Origin of the sequence: Psychrobacter sp. AOP7-A1-24 (assembly GCF_052376235.1) — a bacterium.
Lineage (GTDB): Bacteria > Pseudomonadota > Gammaproteobacteria > Pseudomonadales > Moraxellaceae > Psychrobacter.
In genome coordinates, this window is record NZ_JBQSVM010000034.1 from 12,015 (window position 1) to 34,398 (window position 22,384).

The following is a 22,384-nucleotide window of genomic DNA, read 5'->3' on the forward strand; positions in this document are numbered from 1 at the left end:
AGTCAGTCTATACTAGCTCTGTTTTATATACGTCGTATTTAGAAGGTATTCACTGCTCTTAAGTTTCAAGTCAAAACTGACATGGAAGTCAAAAACCGACATCGTTCACTCTGTTATTAGACAAAAGATACAGAGCGAACCACAGTCTACAACCTTTAGGTGATTTGAATGCGTATAGATATGTCTATTTACTATGATCGGCTGCTACAGAAACTTTCGAAATTGATCGTTTCACCTCGTTTATGCGTCACATATTTTCTATTATTCATCATTCTTACCTCTCTATTCATCACCGGTTGCACACAACGAGTCTGGAACAAGCCCATTGTAGACAAAGCCACTGCTCGTTATGATTTTAATAACAACCTCCCAAAAAACTCAGACGAAGTCTTTGTCGTACTTGCCTTTTCTGGCGGTGGTACACGAGCAGCAGCACTCAGCTATGGAGTGTTAGAAAAACTACGTGATACACCTGTGACTATCAATGGCGTAGAGCGCCGACTATTAGATGAGGTCGATGTCATTTCTTCGGTATCTGGCGGGAGCTACACGGCTGCTTATTACGGATTATTCGGTGATGATATTTTTGAGAAGTTTGCACCACAATTCTTGTATGAAGACTGGCAGTCACGACTGATTAGACTTGCGTTACGTCCGCAAAGCCTGATAGCGATGGGCAGTTCTGAATATAATCGTGGAGACTTGGTGGCTAATAATTTAAACAACAGTCTATTTCAACAAAAGACCTTTGGTGACATGAGTCGTGGAAAGTTGCCTTACGTTATCCTAAATGCAAGTGATCTGAACAATGCTATGACTTTTTCATTTACTCAGCAGCAGTTCGATTTTTTATGTTCAGATTTATCAAGTTACCCAGTTGCCAATGCGGTAATGGCTTCTTCTTCTGTACCTGGCATCTTTGCCCCTATTGCTTTACATAACTTTTCTGATTGCCCGCAGCGATCTCAGCCTTGGGTTAATCAAGCCCTAAATCAAGACAGTCATTTACCACGTAGTTACGCGATAGCGCGCGCGTTAGATAGGTACTCACAGCCAGAGCGTATGCCAGTAGTACGCTTGGTAGATGGCGGAGTGACTGATAATTTAGGCGTGCGCGGATCAATGATGAGTCCTGTGACCCAGTATGGTGATGTGCCTAATATGGCTGGTGCCTTCAGTCCTGCTAAATTGCGTCAAGTCAAGCAAGTACTAGTCGTTGTGGCCAACGCGCAAACTTACTCAGAACATGAGTGGTCAGTGGAAAATAAAGAGCCGAGTTTTCTTGATACCATTTCAGCGTCGAGCGAAGTCGCACTAGGTACACTCAATAACGAAACTGTCTCATTGGCCAAAAAAGAATTTATGCAATGGGGAGAGCATGTAAATGCTCAGCGGCCTGAAAATGCGCCTCAAGTTGAAGTACACTTTTCTGTATTGACCTTCGATCAAGTCAAAGATAAAACAGAGCGTGCAAAGTTCGATGCTATGCCCACCACCTTTCATTTGCAACCTGATCAAGTAGATGATCTACGATACTTGGGTAACAACTTACTTGAACAATCTAAAGAATTTCAAAATTTCCGTCATGCTCTCCAGTGACCGCATATACTTGACTGGTAGCATGCCAGCCTATACTTACCACATTTATCTATGCTCATCTCTGCCTGTTATACTCACCCTATTTTTTCGAACTGAGTGTTCGTAGCATGTTTATGATTACAAGTAAAATTGAACGATTACTCAAAATTACTTGAATGACTGCTTCAGACGTTTTACTGTAGAAACAGTACATACTCCAGTTTTAATACTTGGTAGATAGTATAAGATCATTTTGAAGATTACCTACGCTTTTAATATCTTTACCATACACATAATCAGGTATTTATCTCCAATGTATTACGACTGGATAATAAATAAAATCAAAAACATTCAAAAAATAATGATAATTCAAACCTGAAAAAGGAATGACTACTATGAACAAATATATGGCTGGAATAATCGCTGCTTTTATCGCGACCATCGTTATGTCCCTACTCCTAATGCTAAAAAGTGTGGTAGGCCTGATGCCTGATTTAGATATTATCGCGATGCTGGCATCGATGATGGGCGGTAGTCATGTAGTGGCATGGATTGCTCACTTTATGGTGGGATCGATCGGCTATGGTATCGTCATGGCATTGATGGCAGGTACGGATAGAAGTAAGAACTTTACTCTGATTGGTGCGTTGGTAGGAGCACTTGGTTGGTTTATGATGATGATTGCTATTATGCCTATGATGGGCAATGGCTTATTTGGTTTATCGATGCCAAGCGGCATCATGATTCCGATCGCCACTCTTATGCTACATCTGGTATTTGGCGTAGTATTGGGTAAAGTTTATACTAAGCTTGTTGGCGCACACTAAAAGCTTAGAAACCAATCAGCTACCATAATATCTAAATAACAATCGCTATTAAAAAGCGACATTAAAAGTATAGATTTAGAATCATTTAAGACAAGCTGCTAACGATGACCTTTAAAAAACAGGCCATCATTAGCAGTTTTTTATTTTCTACAGCTTTTTTTATATTATAGCTATCTTAAATCATCTACGACAGCCAGCATTGCTATCAGTGATGCTTCCCCTAATTGAATAGAGCGCTCTGGCGACCACCCCATCTCTTCATCAGGCAGGTTGTCATTATCTTTAAATGGCATCTCTAACGTATTAGCTAGGCAATCAAAATGCTCTGCCACCCAATTGGTAGCAACGGTCATATTGGCAGTACCCGGTGCATCAACGTCATAGCCAATCTCAGACTGGAAGTCGGCGCTGGCTAATTTTAATACCTCTGAAAATCTATCACGCAGACCAGCCAGACGATCACTATAGCTTGGCGTCCCTTGTGAGCCAGCGAGGAAGACGTATGGCAATGCTTCATCACCATGCACATCATAAAATAGATCCACGCCTGTCGCTTTCATTTTATTAATCACATGAAACACTTCAGGACTTTTTTCTAAGCTTGGACTTTGCCATTCACGGTTCAAATTGGTTCCGGCAGCGTTAGTACGCAAGTGACCACGTACACTGCCATCTGGGTTCATATTAGGGACTACATAAAAATTAGCTTTGTCTAATAGCTGTCTGCCTGTCGCATTATCACTATCTAACAAGCTATACAACAAACCCTCAATAAGCCACTCAGCCATCGTTTCACCTGGGTGCTGACGGGCGGTAATCCATATATTACGCTTATGGGCAGCTCCATCACCAATTTTGACTAAAGTTAGGTCACGTTTATCAAGCGTTTCGCCCAAATGCTCTAATGTCACTAGCGGATGCACTTGCACGGCGGCCAATAAATCTTGGTGACGCTCATAGCTATAAGGCGCAAAGTAGGCAATTTGCATAGTTTCACATTCTAACTCTGCCACGATGGTCAATTTTCCATCTTTATAAGACGTTGGAAGACGGAACCAATGCTGACGATCATAAGAACCTACCGCTTGGTAATCTTCCCACCCTTCTAGATAAGACGACTCACCTGCATTCAGAATATTGAGAACATACTGCTCCCCTATTTGGCCTGATAGACGAAAGTTAAACCACTGAAAAAACTCTCCGCCAACGTCTGGACGAATCGCTAGTTGAATGTCCTTTTTATCATCTGCATTGATAACGTCAATGTTGCCTGCATCAAAATTCGCCGTGATATACATAGTTATTCCCTAATTAATTTTTATGATTCTGTTTTAAATATTATGTCCATTATAGACTTACCATTTTACCTACTGTTTTTTTGATAGCTTCTACTTTTATCTAATAGAACAGACATACGTTTACTTGGTTATGGCAGACTAATTTTCAAGGTATTCGCTTTATAATCTCTGTATCGCATATGTTCAAGAGAACTACTGGTTAAAAGGCTCAAATAAAATTGCTAATAGCTTGAAACATAGGACAGAAAAAAAGCCACGACACATCATATATCGCAGCTTTTGGCTCAAGCAAACGTAAGCGATCTGATTTGACGATTAAATCCAACCTTCTTCTAGTAGATGCTCAGTATTACTGACTTTAAACTCATTGCATAAATCATAGAACGCCATTGGATCTGCTACATTGTCAAGCAACTCTCGTTTATGCAGTGCTACAAATAGTGCTAATGCATACGCCGCACTATGAATAGATTTTTTAGGATTAAAAGTAATATCAGTAAACCCTTGATATTGTATTACTTCCTCATGCAGCTGAGGGTTTTGCTTGAGCGCATTCACATATAGCCAGTCATAAAACGTCGTCAACGGCTCTACGCCCCACTGCATACCGAAATAATTGTAGCCAATGAGCTCCCCTGACGTCATTAATCGTTCATCTTTTCTGGCTTGTCTTGGCGCTACAGTTAACAAGTCAAGATAAGGACCACCATCTTCAAAAACCATACTGGCTTGAAAGACATTTTCGACACTATATGAGTTACCATCATGCTCATCGGTGATTTTTAGACTGAATGGACTTAGCGGAAAACTCAGCTTATTACCAGATTTGCTAGACAGCTCTAATACGTGCTTAAACCCATATTTTTTACGTATGACTTGATGTAAGTCATTGATGGTTTTTTTCTTTTGTCTGCTAGAAAACCCCACATGCCGTTCAACTCTAACCATGTCTGTTTTTACCAGATTGTCACTGTTGACTTTGGGCATGAATACAGGTTTATGCTCTACAGCGTTCTGTTCTTGTTCCATAGGAATGTGCCTTGATATCAATGGTTTTATATAAAGAATTTGTTGTAACTGTGCTGACTTCACATACTTTTGACGACGTATTCCGTCATTGCTAGCGTTATTTATTATTGGTTTTTGTTCGCTAGCAGTCAAACGTAGTGATTTCATCAAGAGTTATTAACCCCTATCAGCGCTCGCGGGGAAGTTTATCTTATTATCCGTCATTTATCCTGCCCTATTTTAGAATTAATGCATCCATACCTCCAACAATAAACCATAATTGAGCTATTTTGGACTTAACGACAAGTATCAGACGCTACTATAAATATGTTTGTAAATATTTAAGTAAATTCGCTTGACCTTACCATGATGTCAACCTATATGCTGTCGCTATAGATTTGAAAATAGAATTAAAAACGACAGAGGTTGTTATGAAAACAATAAACACCGAAACCCCTACCCATCAAGAAGTTCTGAGCATTGAAGGCATGAGTTGTGCCTCTTGTGTCGGGCGTATTGAAAAACAATTAAAAAAGATTGAACACGTGGAAAACGCTGAGGTAAATCTTGCGACTGAACAAGCAACGATATACGCCTCTCAACCTTTAGATGTTACCCAGCTAAACACAGCGGTAGAACGCGCAGGCTATAAAGTAACGCCAATTGAACCGATTGAGCTATCAATAGAAGGCATGAGCTGTGCTTCTTGTGTTGGACGCGTTGAAAAATCTCTAAAGAAAATATCAGGCATACAACAAGCCAGCGTCAATCTTGCAACCGAACGAGCCTTGATACAAGCGAACACCAAAATCAACACAAACGATCTGATTGAGGCTGTCAAAAAAGCAGGCTATGAGGCCAAACTGGTAAAACCAGATCAAGGTGAGCAACAGGAAAAGAAAACCTCGAAGCAAAAGCAGCTCAAACGAGATTTAGGTCTGTCTGTCCTGTTGTCATTGCCCGTATTCATTTTATCAATGGGATCACATATGATTCCCGCCTTTCATACATGGGTGGTGAATAACCTCGGTACTCAGCAAAGTTGGCTGATACAATTTGTATTAACCACACTGGTATTACTCTTTCCAGGGCGCCGCTTTTATCAAAAAGGCATGCCAGCCTTATTGCGTTTTGCCCCTGATATGAACTCGCTAGTGGCAATTGGTACCATCGCGGCTTATGGGTTCTCTCTTATAGCAACCTTTATGCCGCAAGTCCTACCTGACGGTACGGTACATGTCTATTACGAAGCCGCTGCTATGATTGTGAGCTTGATTTTATTGGGCCGTTATTTTGAGGCAAAAGCCAAAGGCCGCACTTCTGAAGCCATTCAACACTTGGTGGGCATGCAGGCAAAGACGGCTCGTGTACAGCAAGATGGTAAAGTTGTCGAAATCCCTGTCGAAGACATCACCGCACAAATGATAGTTGAGATTCGTCCAGGTGAGCGTGTCCCTATCGATGGCGAGGTGATCGACGGTCACAGTTATATCGATGAGTCTATGATTACGGGTGAGCCGGTTCCGGTAAAAAAACAAGCCGGTGATCAAGTGGTCGGCGGTACTATCAACCAAAATGGTACTGTGAATATCCACGCAACAGCCATCGGCGAAGACTCTGTGCTGGCGCAAATCATTCGTATGGTAGAACAAGCCCAAGGCTCTAAGCTACCGATTCAAGCGTTGGTGGATAAAGTCACTATGTGGTTTGTACCAACGGTGATGTTCTTGTCCGCGCTGACTTTTATCGTTTGGTTGATTTTCGGCCCTGATCCAGCATTAACTTTTAGTTTGATTAATGCCGTTGCGGTACTTATTGTTGCTTGCCCTTGTGCAATGGGACTGGCCACTCCTACCTCTATTATGGTTGGTACAGGGCGCGGTGCAGAGCTGGGTGTGTTATTCCGTAAAGGTGAAGCACTACAGTCGCTACAAGAAGTGAGCGTGGTTGCCGTTGATAAAACAGGGACATTGACCGAAGGCAAACCTACGTTAACGGATTTTCAAGTTCAGCAAGGGTTTGAGAAAGAAAAAGTCTTACGTGTGCTAGCGTCAGTTGAAGCAAAGTCTGAGCATCCAATTGCACTGGCTATTGTGCAAGCCGCAGAGCAACAAGACATTCAATTACTCCCTGTTACTAACTTTGAGGCGATGACAGGCTTAGGGATTCAAGCAAGCGTATCTGGACAAGTGATTCACATTGGCGCAGATCGTTACATGCAGCAATTGGGTCTTAATGTCGCACCTTTTGAGCAGGATGCGCTACGTTTGGGGCAAGAAGGTAAAACCCCTATTTATATCGCGATAGATGAGCAGTTGGCCGCTATTGTTGCCGTTGCCGATCCTATTAAGGAAACGACGCATACTGCCATCGCAGCATTACATCAGCTGGGCTTAAAAGTAGCCATGATTACTGGTGACAATCGCCATACTGCACAGGCTATTGCCAACAAATTAAATATCGATCAAGTAGTAGCAGAAGTATTACCTGAAGGAAAAGTAGATGCGATACGTAAGCTACAAGAACAATATGGCCAAGTAGCATTTGTGGGTGACGGTATCAATGATGCTCCTGCACTCGCCCAATCTGATGTTGGCTTAGCGATTGGCACAGGTACAGACGTGGCCATTGAGGCTGCTGAAGTTGTACTCATGTCAGGTAGCTTACAAGGTGTACCTACCGCGATTGCCTTAAGCAAGGCGACTATCAGCAATATCAGACAAAATCTGGCTTGGGCGTTTGTCTATAATGTCGCCTTGATTCCGATTGCAGCAGGCGTTTTATATCCCGCGTTCGGTATATTGCTATCGCCCATTTTTGCGGCTGCCGCCATGGCGCTGTCTTCTGTATTCGTACTAGGTAATGCGCTACGCTTGAAGTATTTCAAAGCACCTACCATTACAGAGTAAATATAGAATCGTAAAGCATATCCATATAGGGTTTAGATACACAGATTATTTAAACCCTTTTGCTATTTAAGTCCCTTTTCAAGTTAGAAGGATAATTATGAATATTGGTCAAGCATCAAAGCAGTCAGGCATCTCTTCAAAAATGATTCGCTACTATGAGCAGATTGGCTTGTTAGAAACGGTGCATCGATCGGATGCAGGTTATCGTTTGTACTCTAAGGAAGATATAGACGACTTATGCTTTTTGAGACATTCTCGTGACTTGGGGTTCTCTTCCAAGCAAATGAAAGAATTGCTGTATCTGCGCAAAAACACCAATCGTCAGAGCGCGGATGTTAAGCAGTTAACACAAGAGCATATAGAAACATTAAATCAAAAAATTGCTCAATTGCAGGAAATGGTCGACGCTCTACAGAACTCTTTTGATAACTGTGCAGGTGATGATAATGCAGATTGCGCTATCTTGGAGGATCTTGGACAAGTCAAATAGAGCAAATATATCAGCTATACCTCTGTATATGACATCTCCACATATTTTTAAGAACATGCCGCTTGTATCTTGTATAAAGTAAGTCAATTAACTTACAATAGTATTGTTAATAAGTTTTGTTAAGTTAACTTATCATAACGTATCAATATCTGTTCGATTCAGATCAATACTCCCTGTGCAAGACTTATGTAATGAATCTACCATGACATCAAAACACACTCACATTGTACGACGCCGCACCGCACTGTCGGCGAGGGTGATGTGGACGGGCATGTTGCTTGCTTGTTTTGCATGGTTGATACATGCGTCGCCATTTTTAGCCACGCTATGGGATAGCAGTATTGATGATGTTGATAATCAACATCACCCTCATTTAAGTCATAATTTGCATGTTGAGCTGGCGCCTATCATATCTGCGGTTGAGCAGTATGAGCGAATCAAAGCCGATATTGCTCAAACCAATCGCACATCACCTCATGACAGTGCTGCCCACCAGTTATATTTTTATGACACATCTACTTCTAAATCGCTATCCACAGTAGCTGACGCAGAGTCGAAGGTTATCGACGTCACTGTTGCACCAGCGACATCACCAAATTTACAGTATCACGTTAGCACTCAACGCTCCGAGTCCAATAACGGACATCACAGTCGCTGTGGTCTTTGTACGACAGTGGCGGCAGCGCTTCTCCCCTCTCTTATCAAGTTAAACAAGCCCTCTCTCATTGAGCCTATCACTACCATAATGGCCATAAGATCCGATGAAGCGAGTTCTTATGTCGCTAGCTTCGTTCGGCCGTTATCACGTGCACCGCCTCCTATCCTGCAAACATAATCAGTCATTACTATAGGCATTCAACTTTCGATGTTTGATTGTCGGCTTCGTGCGGTCGATACTTTATTCCAGATATCAAACGCAGAAGCATCGAACATAAAAATGTTGAATCACCGCTATGACTGATAACCGAAAATACAATCCCCTTTATCACGTGTTTTTCAAAGTTTTCAGGACAGAGTACTATGCAACATCTATCAAAAAGTACGGCACCTGCATTAAGACTTAGCGTTTTGGCAGTGGCCCTGTTTCAAATCAGTAGCGCATACGCGCACAATGGCGAAGATCATTCTAATGATGATATGCCAATGGCTTACCTGCCAGCTATTACCGTAGAGGCAAGCGCGTCAGGCGCCAATAGTCTCGGGACCTCTGCGACGCTTAATCAAAATGATATCAACCACCAGCAAGCAGCGACCAGTGATACTGCCACGATTTTGACCAAAATCCCTGGTATCAATGTCCAAAGTGCAGGTGGCATCTCAAACCTACCAGTGATTAGAGGGCTGGCTGATAACCGTCTGCGCATCTTAGTAGATGGTGTCGACTCAATCGCCTCTTGTCCAAACAGCATGAACTCACCCCTATCCTATATCTCACCGAGCGCAGTCGAAGAAACCACTGTCTATGCAGGCGTCACACCCGTGAGTGTCGGTGGTAATAGTATCGGCGGTACCATTATCGTAGAATCAGCAGAACCAACATTCTCAGAAGACAGTACCGTTGTGACCTCAGGTGAAGTGGGTGCATTCTATCGCAGCAACGGCAATGGCTACGGCGCCAACGTTGAAACCACCATCGCTAATGACGTACTAAGCCTGTCGTATAAAGGCAGCTATGCAAAATCAGACAACTACGATGCTGGTGGTGACTTTAAAACTTATACTGATGCAAGTGGCAGCGGTCAAAGTTTGGCGAAAGATGAAGTTGGCTCGACGGCTTTTGAGAGCCAAACTCAGTCTGTCGATGTGGCTTATCAAAATGGAGATCATCTGCTACAAGGTACTTACCTATGGCAACACGTGCCAGAAGAGCTGTACCCAAACCAGCGTATGGACATGCTAGACAACCAGCTCGATAGAGTGAACCTGCGCTATAAAGGTGAGTTAAACTGGGGTCAGTTAGAAGCACAGGCTTACCACGAAGACGTCGAACACTATATGAACTTTGGTGAGGACAAACAGTTCTTATACGGTACAGCCGCTGGCATGCCGATGTATACTGACAGTGAGACCATCGGCGCTAACCTTAAGGGTATCGTTGATTTAGCTGACCAAAGTACAGTGACCGTAGGCGCCGAGTATCAAGACTATACACTCGATGATTTATGGCCCGCCTCTGGTACTGGCATGATGGGACCTAATGAGTTTCAAAATATCAATAATGGCGAACGCGAACGTATCGGTGTTTATGCTGAGTGGGAAAAACAAATAGCGCCACAGTGGACCACACAGTTGGGTGCTCGTTACGAAAACGTACGCACCAGTGCTGATGAGGTCAGTGGCTACAACTCAATGATGATGACCAACCAAGGCCGCGATAGCGCCATCTTTAATGCCAGTGACCGTAGCACCACTGACAATAATGTCGACGCCACTGCCATTGCACGCTACGATATGAGCGACAACAGCTCTATCGAATTTGGGGCTTCACACAAAGAGCGCACCCCTAGCCTATACGAACGGTATACATGGTCGACATGGGGCATGGCCTCTATCATGAATAACACTGTGAGTGATGGTAATGGATATTTCGGTGATCCCAATCTAAAACCTGAAAAATCTAATACGCTATCCATGACATTTGACTGGCGCGGTGGCGATGATAACTGGGGCATAAAAGCAACGCCTTATTACTCGCACATCGATGATTACGTTGATGCCGTACAGTGGGATTCAGCAAACAACACTGCCGCAACCACTCAGACAGCCAATCAATATAACGTGATGCGTTATACCAACCAAGATGCCAGAATATACGGCATCGATATCATAGCGGACCGCGACTTAGCATCGAACGCTTGGGGTGATTGGGGACTGGCTGGATCGCTGAGCTACACCAATGGCAAAAACAAAGATACAGGTTCTCATCTTTACAATATCATGCCACTCAATGCCAGTATTGCGCTCAATCATGAAAACAATAACTGGAAAAACCAAGTTGAAGTGGTTGCTGTAGCCGCTAAAAACAAAGTATCAACGCCGCGTAATGAGATTAAAACAGCGGGCTATGGTTTATTAAACCTAAGCACTGGCTACCAATGGGATGCGGTTAGCGTTGAGGCAGGTATTGATAATGTGTTGGACAAAAACTACGCATTGCCACTGGGCGGGTCTTATATGGGTCAAGGCAGCACTATGGGCATCAATAACGAGCTAACTACCGGCTCTAACTGGGGCACTGCCGTACCTGGCGCGGGTCGTTCGTTTTACATGGGCGTCAACTATAAATTTTAATTGAAAACTCGCGTTCTATCACTAAATCACTAACTCTAAAAATAAGCCAAAATATAATGGGTTTGGCTTCTTTTTTAATATTAAGCGTAAAAAAACCCTTCAAGCATCAGTTGTCGCTTGAAGGGTTTTTTATTTCGATTTAGCTAAAACTACATTAATTACCTTTAACTGCGGGCTAACTCGAAGATAGGCTGTCCGTATTCAACATTCTGACCACTTTCGACCAAGACAGCCATGACAATACCTTCTTTATTACTAATCACTGGCTGCAAACGGGTCAATTCATCAATAAAGCAGATGGTTTGACCTTTTTGAATATGGTCGCCTTCTTTGACTAGGTTTTCTGTTGTGTCGTCTTCACTTAAGTAGATCTGCCCTACATAGGTTGCAGATATTTGTACGGCATCACTACTCTGCTGTTCTGGCTCATGAGTAGCTGTAGTGTCTATAGGATTGGCGCTGACATTACTCTGCTCGCCTAAACTATTCACCACCTTGATAGATTGACCATTATCTGCAATCGTGACTTCGTGCAACTGACTACTCTCAACCATTTTGACCACACGTGCTATTTGCTCTATATCCATCATAAACTCCTTAAATTAACAGTTAACTCATACCTAGATATTTAGCAATGGTCATGGCACTCAGAATACTCATAACGATGGCGATTAACCAGCCAAATGCTGCAATCCAAATCGGATGCTTATAATTGCCAACAATATTTTTTCTGTAGGCGGCAATCAGGATGATTATCATGGCAATAGGCAATACCAAGCCATTTAGTGTACCAACCAATACCAATACTTGGGCAGGTTTACCGATAGTCGCGAACACCAGTGTCGAGACAACAATAAAGCCAATAATGAAGTAGCGTTTATGCTTCTCAATAAACGGATGAAAGTTGGTCATAAAAGACACAGAAGTATAAGCAGCACCAATCACTGAGGTCACAGAAGCCGCCCAAATCACCATACCAAAAATAACTTTACCGGCGTTTCCTAAAATATACTCAAAAGGCGACATCGCTGGGTTGGCAGGATCTAATGCAAAGCCTTGAGACACCACACCTAATACCGCAAGGAATAAAAATACGCGGATTACAGAAGCAATCAAAATACCCGAAACTGAGCTTCTGGTGACTGAGCCTAAATTCTCTTCTCCGCTCACACCTGCTTCTAATAAGCGATGCGCACCTGAGAAGGTAATATAGCCACCAACCGTGCCACCAACGAGCGTCACGATAGCGACGGCATCAATTTTGTCCGGCATGATCGTCTTACTGGCAGCTTCTGCTAGTGGCGGATCAGACTTAAAGACCACATAAATAATCAACACAATCAGGATAAAGCCCATCAACTGGGCAAATTTATCCATCATAGGGCCAGTTTCTCGGCCCAAAAAGATAGCAACAGCAATCACACCACTGATCAGCGCACCCGTGATAGGTGATATGTTGAACATGGACTGCATACCAAGTCCAGCCCCACCAATATTACCAATATTGAAAGCAAGACCACCTGCAATAATCAAGAAAGCGAGCAAATAACCGACACCAGGAAACACCAAGTTAGCGATTTCCTGTGCACGTTTTTTAGAAACAGCAACGATGCGCCAAACGTTTAGCTGAACGCCAATGTCCATGATAATAGATATTAAGATAACAAAACCGAAACTTGCCATGAGACTTTCGGTGAAAGTGGCGGTTTGGGTCAAAAATCCTGGCCCTACCGCTGATGTCGCCATCAGAAAGGCCGCGCCTAAAATGGCGGTGTTGTGTTTTTTTAGAGTACTCATAAATATCCTTGCTCTGTATGAGGTTGTTTAGTTGTTAGGGGGCGGATATTTATTTGGCAGAGATAGTGATTCCTTTGAGCTCTAACTGTTTCTTTATTTCTTGTGCAAATAAAATAGCATGCTCACCATCGCCATGTAGACAGATGCTTTGTGCTTCTACAGGTACGGTCTGACCACAGCTGCTAGTAACTGTCCCTTCAGTGACCATTTGTAAGACATGCTTAACGGCTTCATCTGTATCGGTGATTAAGGCGTTGTCTTTGCTACGAGAGACCAGCGAGCCGTCTTTTTCATAGTTTCTATCGGCAAACACTTCTGATATGGCTTCTAAACCATGCTTCTTAGCTGCTTTAACCAAATAACCCCCAGACAGACCCATGACTTTTAGGCTTGGATCAAATCGTTTGATTTCACTGACCAAAATATCTGATAAACCCTCATCAATAGCGGCTTGGTTGTACAGCGCACCATGCGGCTTGACGTAGTCTAGAGTCACACCGACCAAATCACAGAGCGCTTTGGTCGCACCCAGCTGGTATGCTAACAAGGCACGATATTCAGATTCACTGAGTGGCTCATGAATACGGCCAAAGTTTTCTCTGTCGTTTAGACCAGGATGCGCGCCTACGCTCACGTTGTTTTCTTTGGCCAATTGCAATGTGGCTAACATCTCGCTATAGGAACCTGCGTGAAGACCACAGCAGACGTTGGCTGAGCTGACTATCTTTAATAACTTATCATCTTGCCCGCAGCCTTCTGCCACATCAGCATTCAAATCAATTTTCATTGGCATACTCCTTTATTTGATCGATATAGTGTTGTCTTTTTTGCTGTTCTTTTAACGCTTGCTCTAGTGATACAACGACGAACTGGCAGGCTTTGCCAAACCTAATCTGTGCCATCAGACCTATGTCAGCATTGATAACGGTAGCAATTTTTGGATAGCCGCCCGTCGTTTGCCCATCTGCCATCAAAATAATCGGTTGCCCTTGCGGTGGCACCTGAATCATACCCATATCGACACCATGCGAGCTCATTTCTACTGGCTTACTAAATTCAAGCGCGGTTGCCCCGTCTAAACGATAGCCCATACGGTTACTACTGGTTTGTAGTTTCCAAGGCTGGGCCTCAAACGCATGTTGCGACGACTCAGTGAAGCAATCATATTCGCTGCTCTTTATCACTCTAATGACATCGGTTGGGGCAATGCGGGCAACGCCAATGACAGGCAGGTTTGATTCGGTTTTTACCGTTAATCTGTCATCGGCTTTTAGATATCGGCCGTCAAATCCGCCAAATTTGGCTTTTAGATTGGTGCTGACTGACTGTAATACTGGCTCAATATCAAAACCACCGTGCACACATAGATAGGTATACATACCTTGTAACGGACGCAAAAGCTTGAGCGTCTGCCCAGCGGTCGCATTGATACGCCAATAACAAGGAATACGCTTGTCGTCTAGATAGGCCTCGTATAAAGCACCGGTTAAGCAAAAGCTGACGTTTTCTTCAAACTTTATGGTTAGCTCACCGAGGGCTATTTCAATAGCAGGTTCGTTTGCCTCGTTCTTCATTAAAGCGTTACCAGCTTGTAGCGCCCAGCTGTCCATCACGCCATTTCTACCCACACCCATGCTTCGGTAACCCAGTCGTCCCGAACCTTGAATACTGGCAAGAGCATTTGCGGTTAAAATTTTCATCGATACCACCTGTCTGTATATCTTCTGAATTTATGTGGCTTTTATTTACCGCTTATTGATGAATATCAATCGCGGTAAAGGTCAAGGTATCACCAGCGTTCAGCAACGTTGGCGCGGACTTGGTCAAGTCAAATAAAGCAGTATCCGTCTGACCTAGTAGCTGCCAACCGCCTGGAGAATCAAAAGGATAAACCCCTGTCTGCTCGCCGCCGATACCCACTGAGCCTGCTGGCACTTGGGTTCTAGGAATGGCATGCCTTGGGAAGTATAGCGACTCAGACAAGCCACCAAGATAAGGAAATCCTGGCTGAAAACCGATGAAGTAAACGGTATAAGTGGCTTTAGTATGTAGATCGACGACGGCTTCAACTGAAAGGTTTAGATCATCCGCCATGGCCGCTAGATCGGGGCCATATTTGCCACCGTAATGCACGGGTATCTCGACGTGCTTACCTTGGATGGTTTTTGAAGGGATGTCATTGAGCAGTTCTGCCAGCTTATCTCTAAAAGCAGTCAGCTCAGCCCAAGTTAATGGTACGGTGAATACACTGAGCGTATTCATACCAATCACCACTTCGATGACTTCTGGCATTTTTTGGATACTGTCTGATAAAGCCCAGCATTTTTGTTGTTTTTCTAAGGTGGTCGGTTTAGGGAAAAACAGCGCTAGATTGGTTTCACTGCATATTTGCCATTGTAGTTCCATTAGCACGCACTCCATTACTTTTTAGCTAAATTTGGCTTTTATTTCGGTAAAGATGAAAGATATAAATAAGTAAGAAAAGAGATGATTTATATATTGTCTTGTATCCACTCTTCTAAATAATGAATGCTCATTTGACCCTGACAAAACACCTCATCTTCAAACAGACGTTGATGCAAACCAATATTGGTATCAATGCCTGTAATTTGCGCCTCCGATAGTGCCGCACGCATTTTTTCTATCGCTTTTTCTCTTGAGCGATCTTGTACACAGATCTTGGCAATCAAACTGTCATAAGATGGCGGCACGGTATAGTTTGACTCAGCATGGCTATCTACTCTGATACCAAATCCTGCTGGCATATGGCAGTAGTCTATGCGTCCAGCATTTGGCAAAAACGTCTGCGCGTTTTCAGCATTAATACGGCATTCAAAGGCATGTCCGGTAATGGCGATATCGCTTTGCTTGTAAGCCAGCGCGAGCCCTGCCGCCACTCTTATTTGCTCCTGCACGATATCAACACCCGTCACCATCTCAGTAATGGTGTGCTCAACCTGCACACGGGTATTCATTTCGATAAAGAAGAACTCGCCATTTTCGTATAAAAACTCAAACGTGCCTGCGCTTCTATACTGCATTTGCTCGCAAGCGGTGACACAGGCTTGACCAATTGTACGGCGCTGCTCTTCGGTAATACCGGGTGCTGGGGCTTCTTCAATCACTTTTTGATGACGACGCTGCATCGAGCAATCACGCTCACCTAAATAAATCGCATTACCATGGGTATCGGACATAACTTGTACTTCGACATGGCGAGGTGCTTGTAGATATTTTTCAAGATAAACGATATCGCTACCAAAATTGGCTTTGGCCTCTGTTTGCGTCATAGAGATAGCAGAGAGCAAATCAGCTTCTTTTTCGACCACGCGCATACCACGCCCGCCGCCGCCACTTGCGGCCTTAATAATGACTGGATAACCAACGTCACTCGCCATTTTGATAACTTGCTCTGAATCAGCAGGCAAAGCGCCATCAGAACCCGGCACACAGGGCACGCCAGCCATAGTCATTTGCTTTTTGGCTTCAACCTTGTCACCCATGTTTCTGATGTTATCAGCCGTTGGGCCGATAAAAACGAGACCTGAGTCTTCAACCAAAGCAGCAAAGTCCGCATTTTCTGACAAAAAACCATAGCCTGGATGGATGGCCTGCGCGTTGGTGATTTTTGCCGCAGAAACCAGCGCTCTTTGATTCAGATAGCTGTGGGTAGCATTGGCAGGTCCGATGCATATTGCTTCATCGGCTAGGCGTACGGGTAACGAGTCTTTATCAGACTCAGAGTGAGCAATGATAGATTGAATACCTAGCTGCTTACAAGCTCGGATGATACGTAGCGCAATCTCGCCGCGATTGGCAATTAAGATTTTTGTGAACATGTTTATTCCCTTAAAGATATAGTGTCAAATACAGTGCTTGTGCAGCGTCCATACAATATTGAGCAGCTTTAACTACCTGGCGCTATAATAAATAAGGGCTGTGCATATTCCACGACATCACCTTCATCGATCAGAATCTCTTGAATCGTACCATCAGCTTCTGCCTTTACCTCATGCATCATCTTCATGGCTTCAATGATACATAGCGTCTGCCCTGCTGTTACCTGATCACCTACCTTAAAGAACACTTCAGCTGACGGCTCAGGACGAAGATAAAAAGTACCAAGCATAGGGGCCAATACTTGTGATGAAGCGCTAGAGGAATTGGCGACCTCTGTGGTCATTGTTTCATCAATAGAGTGGTTGTCTGCACTGCTATTATTAGCAATGTTATTATGGGATTCTGTCGTTTGTGAGTCTAATTGAGAAATTTTCGAGTGGGAAGTATTGCCGATATGATTGTTATTTTCATTGCCATTGGCCTGACAAACGATAGAAATACGAGCATCACCATCAGTCACTTCTAGCGATTGTATATCAGCGTCTTCTGCGATCTTAATCAGCTTTTCTAAATCCGTAAAATTAATATTCATATTATTGGCTGTTCCATTAGAGTGAATAATTATGTTTTATAAAAACTTGTGCGATGTAAAAACAGATACTTAGATACTTGCAATGTAATTTATATAGCTAGAGTCTTACTTTTGAGCATTTTTTATTTAGCGGTATAGGCGTTAAAATTATAACACTGCCAAATCTTCATCCTTTGGGTCACAGATAAACATATGTCCTGGAGCATGTGTGATCATGAGTTCTGGCTTACTGGTCATTGCAATACTTTGAGGCGTGACGCCGCAAGCCCAAAATACAGGTACTTCACCCTCCTCTAGGCGTGATGCATCACCAAAATCAGGCGTATGAATGTCTGTTATGCCAATGACGCTAGGGTCTCCGATATGGACAGGCGCGCCATGTACTTGAGGGAATCGAGAAGTGGCTTGAACGGCTCGGGTGATTAATGGATAAGGTATCGGTCGCATGCTGACCACCATTTTTCCATGAAACTGCCCTGCAGGCTCGGTTTCTATGTTTGTGATATACATTGGCACATTATGATTGTCTTCGATATGCCTGATAGGAATAGACGCATTTAGCATGGCAGATTCAAAGGAAAAACTGCATCCTAACAGAAAGCAGACCAAATCCTCTCGCCAATAGTCTTTTAAACCTGATACCTCAGCCACTAACTCGCCGTATTTATATACTCGATACTTTGGGACATCAGATCTCAAGTCTGCGCCTTTTGCCATGAGACGTGGCTCTGCGCTACCGACATCAGTAACATCCAAAACAGGACAAGATTTTGGGTTTCTTTGTGCAAACAATAAAAAATCATAGGCCAAATTTTTGGGCACTATGACTAGGTTTGCTTGTATATGACCTTTACACATGCCAGACGTCGGCTTGTTAAGCTCATTGTTACTGATTAACGTTCTGACCTCCATCGGGGACATATTTGCTAAATCTAACATGATTACAACCTCTTACGTTTTATTATTTTTAGCAGATAAAAGTTTATAATCTGTTTTATATTGATATAGTTATTTATGATTTTATTTCATATATCGAGAACTATAATTATCGTTATGTAACTTATCAGAACAATTTCGATATGACAAGATATGAATACAGAAATATGCGATAAACATGATGATTGATCTTATTGAACACACAGTTAAGGATACAAATTAAACTATGAATAATGTCAAAAAAAAGGGCTCAAGCGTCGAGCGAGTTTTACAAATCGTAGAAGTATTGGCCAGATCTCCTAAGCCTATGGGAGTTATTGATTTAGCAGAAACATTGGACATCCCTGTACCTAGTATGTACCGATTGTTAAATCAGCTACAACCGCTTCAATTTGTCCAGTTAGATTTGCATGGAAAAGTAACCTGCGGAAAAAGAACACATGACCTAGCTTTAGACTTATGGAAAAACAGTCCTTTTAAGGCGGAAAGATTGGCGATATTACAACAGCTTTCTGCCAAAATTGGTGAGTCGGTAGGGATTGCGGTGTTGCAAGACTTAGAAGTGGTATATATCGATCGTGTGATATTTGACTGGCCTGTCCAAATACAGTTACCTACTGGAACCACTGTACCTATCTGGGCCTGTGCCAGTGGTAAATTATTATTGACGCAGTTGGCTGATAATAAGTGCGAGCGTATTGTAGAAAAACTATCGATACAGGCGCTCACGACTCGTACTCAGACTGACAAAAAACAATTAATGACGTCCATTGCTGAAGTACGTAATACACAGATAGGGACAGATAATGAAGAGTTTATTCCTGGTATGGTCGCCTGTGCTGTCCCGATTCCGAATGGCGACCAGCCCGCATTCGCCACGGTATTTACTCATAGTCCTACCGTCAGAAAATCTTTGGATGAGCTACTGAGTTATGTGCCTGTCATGCAAGAGGCGGCCAACGAGTTATCTGTTGTTTTCAATCATGAATATGATGAGTAGCATGTCATAATATGCTATGACTCTTGTGTCTCAAGCCTCTTAGGCCTTGATGTGAATATGAATGTAATGCGATTGTAGATAGCACACTTCCATTACATCAACGCTCACTTCCTACTTTTATTTTCTCAACCAAAAAGTCGATAGCTGCTTTTACTTTTGGCACCAGATAGCGCTGCTTTTGATACAGTAGATACACGGCCATATCAGCATGTTGCGTAATCGCTAACAGATGTTCAAATTTAATCTCCTGTAATGCGCCTGATTCAAGATACGATGACAATGCCCAGTGGGTAGACATTAAAATACCTTCACCATTACAAGCTTTTTTGGCCAACCATGGTCCGTTGTTTGAGATCGCAACTGCTGGCCCCGAAACATCATGCCATTGGTCATCCACGTGGCATAGCCAAGGCGTTGGCCCATTTGGCGCTTTGAAATACAGTCCTTTGTGTTCTTTTAACTCCATTACATGACTAGGTACACCGTAAGCCTTCAGATAACTGGGCGCCGCAACCGGTATAAACCCATTGTCCATGAGCCTAATAGCAATCACTCGCTCATTTGGTGCGTAACCACCGCGAATCGCAATATCGACATCGTCACGCCCTAGTGCAGACAGCTCATCACTGAGACTGACATCCAATACAATCTCTGGGTACAACTTACCAAACTCATCTAACAATGGCAGTAGTATCTTTTCACCAAAACCCACCATCGAGCTGATTCGCAAGCGGCCCATGGGCGTCGTTTGGTAACTGCGCACCGTTTCTTTGCTTTGCTCTAGCTGGTTCAATATGTGCTGCATATCATTGTAATAAACCTGCCCTACTTCAGTCAGCTTTACGACTCGGGTCGAGCGCTTTAATAATGTCGCGCCCAAACTTTTTTCCAAATCGGACACACGCCTCGATAATGACGATGGCGGCACTTTGAACGCACTTGCTGCCTTAGTAAAACTACCTGTTTCAGCAACTTTGCTAAAATACCGTATGGCACGTAATTGATCCAACTGACCTCTCCATTAAGTAAATAGTTTAGTATTTTCGCCTTATTGTTGTCTTAAAAGCAATAGTGATTCACGTTATTCCTTATATATAACCACATTAAAACCAGTAATAATGTGGTTAACTTGAACGTCGCAATTAAAATACGATTAAAAATAACTTTTATGTCAACAATGGAAGAATGACTTATGATTACTTTGCACGGTTTTGCAGCAAGCAACTACTACAACATCGTTAAACACGCTCTTTTATATAAAGGCATTCCGTTTCAAGAAGACCTTTTATACGCGGGTAGTGACGATCTATTGACCGTCAGCCCAGTCGGTAAAGTGCCTGCTATCACAATGCCTGATGGATTTAACCTGTCAGAATCGAGCGTGATTTGTGACTTCCTTGAGGAAACATATCCAGAAAAGCCGCTCTACCCGAACAATGCAGCAGAACGCGCGGCTGTACGTCAAATTATGAAAATAGCAGAGCTGTATTTTGAGCTGCCAAGCCGCCGCCTGATTCCTTATGTGTTTTCTGGTACTCAAGCACCAGACGCAATCAAAGACGAAGTACGCCAAGTATTAAGCCGCGGTATTGTTGCCATGAATCGCTTATGTAAGTTTTCGCCTTGGATTGCAGGCGAGCATTTCACCATGGCTGATATTTACGTTTATTACGTCAATACTATTGTCAACGCTTTTGGGTCTACTCAGCTGGAGTGGGATGTATTAGCAGAAGTGGAGGGTATGAAGGAATGGAACAAGGCCATGAGTGAAACTGACATTGCAAAAAGCGTTCAAGCAGATAGCCAAGCAAACATGCCTGAATTTATGCAACACGTGACTGCTCAAATCAAAGCCGCCAACGCTAAATAAAATGTGAGCTAATAAAAATTAGCCACATTAAAAGAATTACTAAAACTCAATAATCTAAAAAGCGACCAATACCATCAAGGGATTGGTCTAAAAAATCTAACTATTCGCAGGAGCAAACCTTATGACTGACAAAAATATTCAACTGACCTCAACCATCAGTGAAGACAACAAACTGACATTGGCTTTACAAGAAATTGATATGCCGCAGCCAGGTGCTGACGAAGTCGTGGTTCGTATTGAAGCTGCCCCGTTGAACCCATCTGATTTAGCGGTTCTATTTAGCGTCGCTGATATGTCTACTGCTGCGCAATCTGGTACAGACGAAAACCCAGTTATCACCGCTGACGTGCCAGCTAAGTTCATGCCATCTGTCAAAACTCGCGTTGGCAAGGACACGCCAGTCGGTAATGAAGGCGCAGGTACAGTCGTCGCAGCAGGATCATCTGATGCTGCACAAGCATTGATGGGTAAAACGGTTGCGGTCATCGGTGGTGGTACGTATCGTCAGTATCATTGCGTCAATGTACAGAGCTGCTTGGAACTAAAAGAAGGTACCACAGCGAAAGAAGGCGCCTCTTCTTTTGTGAACCCGCTGACTGCTTTAGCCATGGTCGAAACCATGCGCGCTGAGGGTCACAAAGCCATCGTACATGCCGCAGCCGCTTCTAGTCTTGGTCAAATGCTAAACCGTATCTGTATGGCTGATGGCGTAGACCTAGTAAATATCGTCCGTAGAGACGAGCAAGAGACGCTATTGCGTGATATGGGCGCAAAATATGTGGTGAATTCAAGCAGCGAGACGTTCCTTGCTGACTTAACAGCAGCGATTGCTGAAACAGGCGCAACGATTTCGTTTGACCCTATCGGTGGCGGTCAGCTAAGTAGTGATATTCTTAACTGTATGGAAGCCGCTATCACTCGTGATGTAGAAGAATACAGCGTCTACGG

20 protein-coding genes are annotated in these 22,384 nt (G+C 43.3%); 9 read left to right on the forward strand and 11 right to left on the reverse strand.

What is annotated here, in order from left to right; translation table 11 throughout:
- Positions 1-168 precede the first annotated feature (168 nt).
- Together ACT3QQ_RS10955 and ACT3QQ_RS10960 are read left to right on the forward strand one after the other, a co-directional pair.
- Complete coding sequence (locus ACT3QQ_RS10955) at positions 169-1,599, forward strand: patatin-like phospholipase family protein (RefSeq protein WP_444528048.1); 1,431 nt, start codon at positions 169-171, stop codon at positions 1,597-1,599.
- A gap of 374 nt (positions 1,600-1,973) precedes the next feature.
- Complete coding sequence (locus tag ACT3QQ_RS10960) at positions 1,974-2,405, forward strand: DUF6789 family protein (protein ID WP_444528049.1); 432 nt, start codon at positions 1,974-1,976, stop codon at positions 2,403-2,405.
- A 170-nt stretch (positions 2,406-2,575) separates the two neighbouring features.
- Here the strand turns inward: ACT3QQ_RS10960 and ACT3QQ_RS10965 are convergent, their stop codons facing one another.
- Together ACT3QQ_RS10965 and ACT3QQ_RS10970 are read right to left on the reverse strand one after the other, a co-directional pair.
- Positions 2,576-3,703 (reverse strand): M14 family metallopeptidase, encoded by a 1,128-nt coding sequence (locus ACT3QQ_RS10965; RefSeq protein WP_444528050.1) that lies wholly within the window; start codon positions 3,701-3,703, stop codon positions 2,576-2,578.
- Positions 3,704-4,018: 315 nt separating this feature from the next.
- Positions 4,019-4,732, reverse strand: coding sequence for a DarT1-associated NADAR antitoxin family protein (locus ACT3QQ_RS10970; RefSeq protein WP_444528051.1), 714 nt, complete (start codon positions 4,730-4,732; stop codon positions 4,019-4,021).
- Between the two features lie 410 nt (positions 4,733-5,142).
- Here ACT3QQ_RS10970 and ACT3QQ_RS10975 point away from each other — a divergent pair, with 410 nt between their 5' ends.
- The 4 genes from ACT3QQ_RS10975 (at position 5,143) to ACT3QQ_RS10990 (ending at position 11,401) form a co-directional block, all read left to right on the forward strand.
- On the forward strand, positions 5,143-7,620 hold the full coding sequence (locus ACT3QQ_RS10975; protein WP_444528052.1) for a heavy metal translocating P-type ATPase: 2,478 nt from the start codon (positions 5,143-5,145) through the stop codon (positions 7,618-7,620).
- A 97-nt stretch (positions 7,621-7,717) separates the two neighbouring features.
- Positions 7,718-8,110: a Cu(I)-responsive transcriptional regulator gene (cueR, locus tag ACT3QQ_RS10980; protein ID WP_444528053.1), complete on the forward strand. Its 393-nt coding sequence runs from the start codon at positions 7,718-7,720 to the stop codon at positions 8,108-8,110.
- Positions 8,111-8,312: 202 nt separating this feature from the next.
- Positions 8,313-8,945, forward strand: coding sequence for a hypothetical protein (locus tag ACT3QQ_RS10985; RefSeq protein ID WP_444528054.1), 633 nt, complete (start codon positions 8,313-8,315; stop codon positions 8,943-8,945).
- A gap of 185 nt (positions 8,946-9,130) precedes the next feature.
- Positions 9,131-11,401 carry a TonB-dependent receptor gene (locus ACT3QQ_RS10990; protein ID WP_444528055.1) on the forward strand — a complete coding sequence of 757 codons (2,271 nt, stop codon included), beginning with the start codon at positions 9,131-9,133 and terminating at the stop codon, positions 11,399-11,401.
- A gap of 164 nt (positions 11,402-11,565) precedes the next feature.
- On the opposite strand, the gene ACT3QQ_RS10995 is transcribed toward ACT3QQ_RS10990, so the two are convergent.
- From ACT3QQ_RS10995 to ACT3QQ_RS11030, 8 genes are all read right to left on the reverse strand, one after another.
- Entirely contained in the window at positions 11,566-11,991 is a 426-nt protein-coding gene (locus ACT3QQ_RS10995; RefSeq protein ID WP_444523612.1) for an acetyl-CoA carboxylase biotin carboxyl carrier protein, read from the reverse strand.
- Positions 11,992-12,010: 19 nt separating this feature from the next.
- The gene (locus tag ACT3QQ_RS11000; RefSeq protein ID WP_444519822.1) at positions 12,011-13,198 is read right to left on the reverse strand and encodes an NRAMP family divalent metal transporter; all 1,188 of its coding nucleotides are present in this window, start codon (positions 13,196-13,198) and stop codon (positions 12,011-12,013) included.
- 49 nt (positions 13,199-13,247) lie between these two features.
- Positions 13,248-13,985, reverse strand: coding sequence for a 5-oxoprolinase subunit PxpA (pxpA, locus tag ACT3QQ_RS11005; RefSeq protein ID WP_444528056.1), 738 nt, complete (start codon positions 13,983-13,985; stop codon positions 13,248-13,250).
- Positions 13,975-14,898 (reverse strand): biotin-dependent carboxyltransferase family protein, encoded by a 924-nt coding sequence (locus ACT3QQ_RS11010; RefSeq protein WP_444528057.1) that lies wholly within the window; start codon positions 14,896-14,898, stop codon positions 13,975-13,977. Before ACT3QQ_RS11010 ends, pxpA begins: the two co-directional genes overlap by 11 nt.
- Positions 14,899-14,950: 52 nt before the next feature.
- Positions 14,951-15,604: a 5-oxoprolinase subunit PxpB gene (pxpB, locus tag ACT3QQ_RS11015; RefSeq protein WP_444523616.1), complete on the reverse strand. Its 654-nt coding sequence runs from the start codon at positions 15,602-15,604 to the stop codon at positions 14,951-14,953.
- Between the two features lie 86 nt (positions 15,605-15,690).
- On the reverse strand, positions 15,691-17,037 hold the full coding sequence (accC, locus tag ACT3QQ_RS11020; RefSeq protein ID WP_444528058.1) for an acetyl-CoA carboxylase biotin carboxylase subunit: 1,347 nt from the start codon (positions 17,035-17,037) through the stop codon (positions 15,691-15,693).
- Between the two features lie 68 nt (positions 17,038-17,105).
- Entirely contained in the window at positions 17,106-17,630 is a 525-nt protein-coding gene (accB, locus tag ACT3QQ_RS11025) for an acetyl-CoA carboxylase biotin carboxyl carrier protein (RefSeq protein WP_444528059.1), read from the reverse strand.
- Between the two features lie 147 nt (positions 17,631-17,777).
- Positions 17,778-18,569, reverse strand: coding sequence for a putative hydro-lyase (locus ACT3QQ_RS11030; RefSeq protein ID WP_444528060.1), 792 nt, complete (start codon positions 18,567-18,569; stop codon positions 17,778-17,780).
- A gap of 223 nt (positions 18,570-18,792) precedes the next feature.
- Between ACT3QQ_RS11030 and ACT3QQ_RS11035 the strand changes: the two genes are divergently transcribed.
- Positions 18,793-19,566: an IclR family transcriptional regulator gene (locus ACT3QQ_RS11035; RefSeq protein WP_444528061.1), complete on the forward strand. Its 774-nt coding sequence runs from the start codon at positions 18,793-18,795 to the stop codon at positions 19,564-19,566.
- Positions 19,567-19,663: 97 nt separating this feature from the next.
- Here the strand turns inward: ACT3QQ_RS11035 and ACT3QQ_RS11040 are convergent, their stop codons facing one another.
- Positions 19,664-20,575: a LysR family transcriptional regulator gene (locus ACT3QQ_RS11040; protein WP_444528062.1), complete on the reverse strand. Its 912-nt coding sequence runs from the start codon at positions 20,573-20,575 to the stop codon at positions 19,664-19,666.
- Positions 20,576-20,758: 183 nt separating this feature from the next.
- Here ACT3QQ_RS11040 and ACT3QQ_RS11045 point away from each other — a divergent pair, with 183 nt between their 5' ends.
- Both ACT3QQ_RS11045 and ACT3QQ_RS11050 read left to right on the forward strand, forming a co-directional pair.
- Positions 20,759-21,436 carry a glutathione S-transferase family protein gene (locus ACT3QQ_RS11045; RefSeq protein WP_444528063.1) on the forward strand — a complete coding sequence of 226 codons (678 nt, stop codon included), beginning with the start codon at positions 20,759-20,761 and terminating at the stop codon, positions 21,434-21,436.
- 121 nt (positions 21,437-21,557) lie between these two features.
- The coding region (locus tag ACT3QQ_RS11050; protein ID WP_444528064.1) for an NADH oxidase at positions 21,558-22,384 on the forward strand (827 nt) is incomplete at its 3' end.

Coding starts and splice junctions, on each gene's coding strand:
- ACT3QQ_RS10955 (WP_444528048.1), top strand. CDS start 169: ATGCGTATAGATATGTCTATTTACTATGATCGGCTGCTACAGAAACTT.
- ACT3QQ_RS10960 (WP_444528049.1), top strand. CDS start 1,974: ATGAACAAATATATGGCTGGAATAATCGCTGCTTTTATCGCGACCATC.
- ACT3QQ_RS10965 (WP_444528050.1), bottom strand. CDS start 3,703: ATGTATATCACGGCGAATTTTGATGCAGGCAACATTGACGTTATCAAT.
- ACT3QQ_RS10970 (WP_444528051.1), bottom strand. CDS start 4,732: ATGGAACAAGAACAGAACGCTGTAGAGCATAAACCTGTATTCATGCCC.
- ACT3QQ_RS10975 (WP_444528052.1), top strand. CDS start 5,143: ATGAAAACAATAAACACCGAAACCCCTACCCATCAAGAAGTTCTGAGC.
- cueR (WP_444528053.1), top strand. CDS start 7,718: ATGAATATTGGTCAAGCATCAAAGCAGTCAGGCATCTCTTCAAAAATG.
- ACT3QQ_RS10985 (WP_444528054.1), top strand. CDS start 8,313: ATGACATCAAAACACACTCACATTGTACGACGCCGCACCGCACTGTCG.
- ACT3QQ_RS10990 (WP_444528055.1), top strand. CDS start 9,131: ATGCAACATCTATCAAAAAGTACGGCACCTGCATTAAGACTTAGCGTT.
- ACT3QQ_RS10995 (WP_444523612.1), bottom strand. CDS start 11,991: ATGATGGATATAGAGCAAATAGCACGTGTGGTCAAAATGGTTGAGAGT.
- ACT3QQ_RS11000 (WP_444519822.1), bottom strand. CDS start 13,198: ATGAGTACTCTAAAAAAACACAACACCGCCATTTTAGGCGCGGCCTTT.
- pxpA (WP_444528056.1), bottom strand. CDS start 13,985: ATGAAAATTGATTTGAATGCTGATGTGGCAGAAGGCTGCGGGCAAGAT.
- ACT3QQ_RS11010 (WP_444528057.1), bottom strand. CDS start 14,898: ATGAAAATTTTAACCGCAAATGCTCTTGCCAGTATTCAAGGTTCGGGA.
- pxpB (WP_444523616.1), bottom strand. CDS start 15,604: ATGGAACTACAATGGCAAATATGCAGTGAAACCAATCTAGCGCTGTTT.
- accC (WP_444528058.1), bottom strand. CDS start 17,037: ATGTTCACAAAAATCTTAATTGCCAATCGCGGCGAGATTGCGCTACGT.
- accB (WP_444528059.1), bottom strand. CDS start 17,630: ATGAATATTAATTTTACGGATTTAGAAAAGCTGATTAAGATCGCAGAA.
- ACT3QQ_RS11030 (WP_444528060.1), bottom strand. CDS start 18,569: ATGTTAGATTTAGCAAATATGTCCCCGATGGAGGTCAGAACGTTAATC.
- ACT3QQ_RS11035 (WP_444528061.1), top strand. CDS start 18,793: ATGAATAATGTCAAAAAAAAGGGCTCAAGCGTCGAGCGAGTTTTACAA.
- ACT3QQ_RS11045 (WP_444528063.1), top strand. CDS start 20,759: ATGATTACTTTGCACGGTTTTGCAGCAAGCAACTACTACAACATCGTT.